This window comes from uncultured Planktosalinus sp. (genome assembly GCF_963973675.1).
In the GTDB taxonomy this organism is placed as follows: domain Bacteria; phylum Bacteroidota; class Bacteroidia; order Flavobacteriales; family Flavobacteriaceae; genus Planktosalinus.
Genome location: NZ_CAXBAN010000209.1, coordinates 1 through 4,648, shown reverse-complemented (window position 1 = coordinate 4,648; position 4,648 = coordinate 1). Strand labels below are relative to the sequence as shown.

At 39.1% G+C, this 4,648-nt stretch carries 2 protein-coding genes and 1 pseudogene; 2 read left to right on the top strand and 1 reads right to left on the bottom strand.

All coding sequences use genetic code 11. The annotated features are described in order from the left end of the window. A partial coding sequence (locus tag AACY61_RS08955) for a TonB-dependent receptor (protein WP_339611235.1) occupies nucleotides 1-2,683 on the top strand: 2,683 nt, incomplete at its 5' end. A 15-nt stretch (nucleotides 2,684-2,698) separates the two neighbouring features. Next, nucleotides 2,699-4,183: a G-D-S-L family lipolytic protein gene (locus AACY61_RS08950; RefSeq protein WP_339611234.1), complete on the top strand. Its 1,485-nt coding sequence runs from the start codon at nucleotides 2,699-2,701 to the stop codon at nucleotides 4,181-4,183. A gap of 52 nt (nucleotides 4,184-4,235) precedes the next feature. Here the strand turns inward: AACY61_RS08950 and AACY61_RS08945 are convergent. Further along, a pseudogene (locus AACY61_RS08945) lies at nucleotides 4,236-4,648 on the bottom strand (hypothetical protein); the annotation flags it as partial.

Genomic DNA, 4,648 nt, shown 5'->3' with positions numbered 1-4,648 from the left:
GGTTGACAATAATGGTTTACCTATTTTAGGAGCCAACATAATAGTAACAAACACCTCTCAAGGAACCGTTACTGATTTTGACGGCAACTTTACATTGACAGTTTCAGAACAACCACCTTTTACATTAGAAATAAGTAGTGTTGGTTTTGAGTCAAAGTCATTTGATGTTACTGCCAATAACCAAGTTGTCAATGCTGTTTTAGTTGAAGGAACTTCACTTGACGAGATTGTGGTTTCTGCTTCAAGAACACCAGAGCGTATTTTTGAATCTCCCGTGACAGTTGAACGCTACGGGATTAAAGAAATTAAAAATACTGCTGCAGCTTCTTTTTATGGAGGCCTTGAAAATCTAAAAGGCGTTGACATCAACACAAACAGTTTGACATTTAAATCTGTAAACACAAGAGGTTTTGCCACTTTTGCAAACACCCGTTTTGTGCAACTTGTAGATGGAATGGATAATGCTGCTCCTGTTTTAAATTTTCCTTTAGGTAACCTTTTAGGGATGACAGAACTAGATGTTCACAGTATTGAATTGCTTCCCGGTGCATCTTCTGCACTTTATGGTGCCAATGCATTCAATGGAATTTTATTTATGACCAGTAAAAATCCTTTTGACTTTGAAGGAATCAGTGCTTACTACAAGCAAGGTATCACCTCACAAGAAGCAGCCGGTGACAATAGTTTCTTTGATTTTGGCGTGCGAGTTGCTAAAAAATTCTCTGATAAATTTGCAGCTAAAGCAAACTTTTCATTTTTAAAAGGAACAGACTGGTATGCTGTAAGTGAAAAAGACGTTCTCAATCCTGGAAGAGATCGGTCACATCCAAATTATGACGGACTAAACATTTATGGAGATGAAGTATTCACCAACATAAAAGGTGTAGGAGAAGGTCTGGCAGCTGCTGGGCTAATTCCAGCTGCTGCTGTCAATCTTTTACCTAGTGAAAATGTAAGCAGAACCGGGTATGCGGAAAGAGACCTCACAGACTACAATGCTGAAAGTGTTAAATTTGATGCTGCATTATATTACAGGCCTTGGGGAAATGATTTTGAAATCAGCTATTTAGGAAAAATAGGTGTAGGTTCTACGATTTATCAAGGAGCAAACCGCTATGCAATTAACAACTTCTTCTTACAACAACATAAAATTGAATTTAAAAATGACAATTTCTTCTTAAGAGGCTATATCACAGATGAAGATGCCGGGGACTCTTATGACACTCGCTTTACGGCGGTTAACTTAAATAGACAGTGGAAATCAGATCGAGAATGGTTTGGTCAATATGCGGGAGCCTTTATTCAAGGAACACTAGCCGGTCTAAGCCCAGAACAAGCGCACGCCTTGGGAAGACAAACTGCCGATACAGGCAGGTTTGAACCGGGAACACCCGAATTTCAAAATGCCTTTAACAAAGTTACAAATGATCCTAACCCTACAACCGGGGGTCAATTTAAAGATGCTTCACAATTGCGCCACGCAGATGCAAATTACAACTTTACTCACCTGATGCCAGATATTGCAGAAGTTCAGGTTGGAGGTTCTTTTAGGGAATATAGATTGAATTCGTTTGGAACTATTTTTACAGACTTTGACGGGCCAATTTCTTACAATGAATATGGGGCTTATTTACAAGTTCAGAAAAAACTCGTTGATGATAGACTAAAGTTAACCGGGTCAGTTCGTTATGACGAGTCTGAATTATTTGATGGAAGTTTTTCTCCAAGGTTTTCGATTGCTTATTCTGCAGGAGAAAAGAGAAATCACAACATTAGAGGTTCTGTACAGTCCGGTTTTAGAAACCCTACAACCCAAGATTTATTCATTGGTCTTGATGTGGGTAGAGCTATTCTAGTAGGTTCAGCAGAAGCAAATCTTGATCGTTATAATAATACATTTCCAATTAGTGGAGCAGGAGCTGCTGCTACCGGAAGCAATTCAGGTACTGTTTCAGGTAGAGATGCTTACGAAAATGCATTTTCATTAAGCTCGGTAAACGCAGGTGCTCCTGAGGCAGCAAATGTTGACCTGGTAAAACCGGAACAAGTTACTGCATTTGAAGTTGGGTACAGAGCACGATTAGGAAGAGTAATTCTTGATATGAATGTGTATTATAACCAATACCAAGATTTCATTTCTAATGAAACTGTGATTGTTCCATTGTATGGTGAGGTGGGTGATAATTCACTTTCATTACTTGCTTTGCAACAAGGCGATGTTAAGCCTTTCCAAACCTACACCAACTCTGATGCTGACGTAAAATCTTATGGAGCAACAGTAGGAATAGGATCGCGAGTGTTTGGTAATTTTGATTTAGATGCCAACTATACCTTTGCTGAAGAAGATTTTGACCAAGCATCTGCGCCTGACTTCAGAACCAGCTTTAATACACCAAAACACAAGGTAAAGGTTTCTTTTGGAAACACTGATGTTGTTAAAAACCTAGGATTTAACATCAATTACAGATGGAGCGATGCTTTTGAGTGGCAAGCAACATTTGCAGACGGTAACGTGCCGGCTTATTCTGTAGTAGATGCACAGATAAACTATACGATTCCTGTTATAAAGTCTACATTAAAAGTGGGTGCTGCAAACATCGGAAACAATGAGTATTTCACTGCTTTTGGAACAGGACTTATCGGAACTCAGTATTATGTTTCTTTAATAATCAATAACTTATAAAATAATTATAGAATTATGAAAATTAATAGTATAAAATATATATGGTTAATGCTTTGCGCGGGAGCACTATTTGTTTCCTGTGAATCTGACGACGATAGCATTTCACCAGATGATGAACCTGTTGTGATTGTTTCAGGTGAAGCTGACTTTTCAAATTATGTTTCAGTAGGAAATTCATTAACTGCCGGTTATACAGACGGTGCTTTATTTCTAGCAAGCCAGGAAAATTCTTTGCCCAATATTCTTGCAGGTCAATTTGCACTGGCAGGGGGCGGCGAATTCAATCAACCTTTAATGAATGACAATTTAGGAGGTCTTCTTTTAGGGGGAAATGTGATTGCAGCAAATAGGCTGTTTTTTAACGGGTCAGGACCGGAGCGTGTTCAAGGGATGCCCTCAACTGAAATAACCAATACCTTAAGTGGCTCATTTAACAACATGGGCGTTCCCGGGGCTAAAAGTTTTCATCTACTAGCACCCGGATATGGAAATGTTGCAGGTGTTGCTTCAGGACAGGCGAATCCTTACTTTGTTAGATTTGCTAGCAGCGCAAACACCACTGTGATAAATGATGCTGTTGCTCAACAACCCACATTTTTTTCTTTATGGATTGGAAACAATGATGTATTAAGCTATGCTACTAGCGGTGGTAATGGCGTTAATCAAGCCGGTAATTTAGATCCTTCCAGCTATGGAGGAAATGACATTACTGATCCAAATGTATTTGCACAGGTGTATTCAGGACTGGTTGACGCATTAACTGCATCCGGAGCAAAAGGCGTGGTAGCAAACATTCCAAATGTGATGACGATTCCATACTTTAATACGGTCCCTTACAACCCTGTGCCACTTGATGCTGCTACAGCAGGAGCAGTGAGCCAAGCCTATGCAGCATACAATGCCGGACTATTGCAAGCGGAAGGAGCTCAATTGATTACTGCTGATGAACGTGCAGAAAGAACGATTAGCTTTTCAGCCGGTCAAAATTCTGTTGTTATTGTGGATGAATATCTAACTGACCTAAGCGGATTAGGCCTTCCCTCTTACAGACAAACTACTTCTGACGACTTGTTGGTACTTCCATCTTCAGCTTTTATTGGCACAACAGTCAACAATAACCCTCAGTTAATAAACGGGGTTACTGTTCCGTTAGAAGATCAATGGGTTTTAACCACTCCAGAACAAGAAGATGTGATCAATGCAACCTTAGCGTTCAATCAAATCATTAAAAGTGTTGCTGACCAAAAAGGCTTGGCTTTTGTTGATGCCTATGAAATATTAAATTCAGTTGCTGAGACAGGCGTTGCATTTGATGAGTACACTATGAATGCGAGCCTTGTATTTGGTGGTGCATTTTCACTTGATGGTGTGCACCCTACTGCGAGAGGTTATGCCTTTTTAGCAAATAATTTTATGGATGCCATCAATGCAACTTATGGCTCTAATTTGCCATATGTAAAAGCTAAAGACTATATCACCCTTTATCCTGCTTCAATGTAAGCAAAGTAAACTTATTTAAAAAGATAAAAGCCCGCAATTGCGGGCTTTTTTGTTACTCTAATACAAAGGTTTCATTCAGGGTCCAGTTTGCTCTGATATCTAAAAGTTTTGGAAAGTATATAACCTTTTCAGGTTGTTGTTTTTTTAGAAAACTACCGGAGTCCCATTTTCTGTTTTTGTTTGTGTCATAAATAATCCTCACATAATGCATTGCCGGCAGTATGTGTTCAAAATTGAAAGTTGTCTGTCTGTTTTCTGCATAAAACTCTTTTCTCACTTCTCCACTTTCAGTTACTAATTGAACTATCAATGGGTATGCCTGCACATTTTCAAGTGTTAGAGATAAAAAACCATAATCTGAAATAGAACGGGTGTTTGTCCTAAATTGAAGTGTATCATTTACTGCGCCAAAAAAATCAGTGATGCTTTCGGGGTAGAGAACTATAGTATAAACCTGTCGCTCTT

What these genes read in the sequence shown, in the direction of transcription:
- AACY61_RS08950 (WP_339611234.1), top strand. Translation starts at nt 2,699, where the DNA reads ATGAAAATTAATAGTATAAAATATATATGGTTAATGCTTTGCGCGGGA.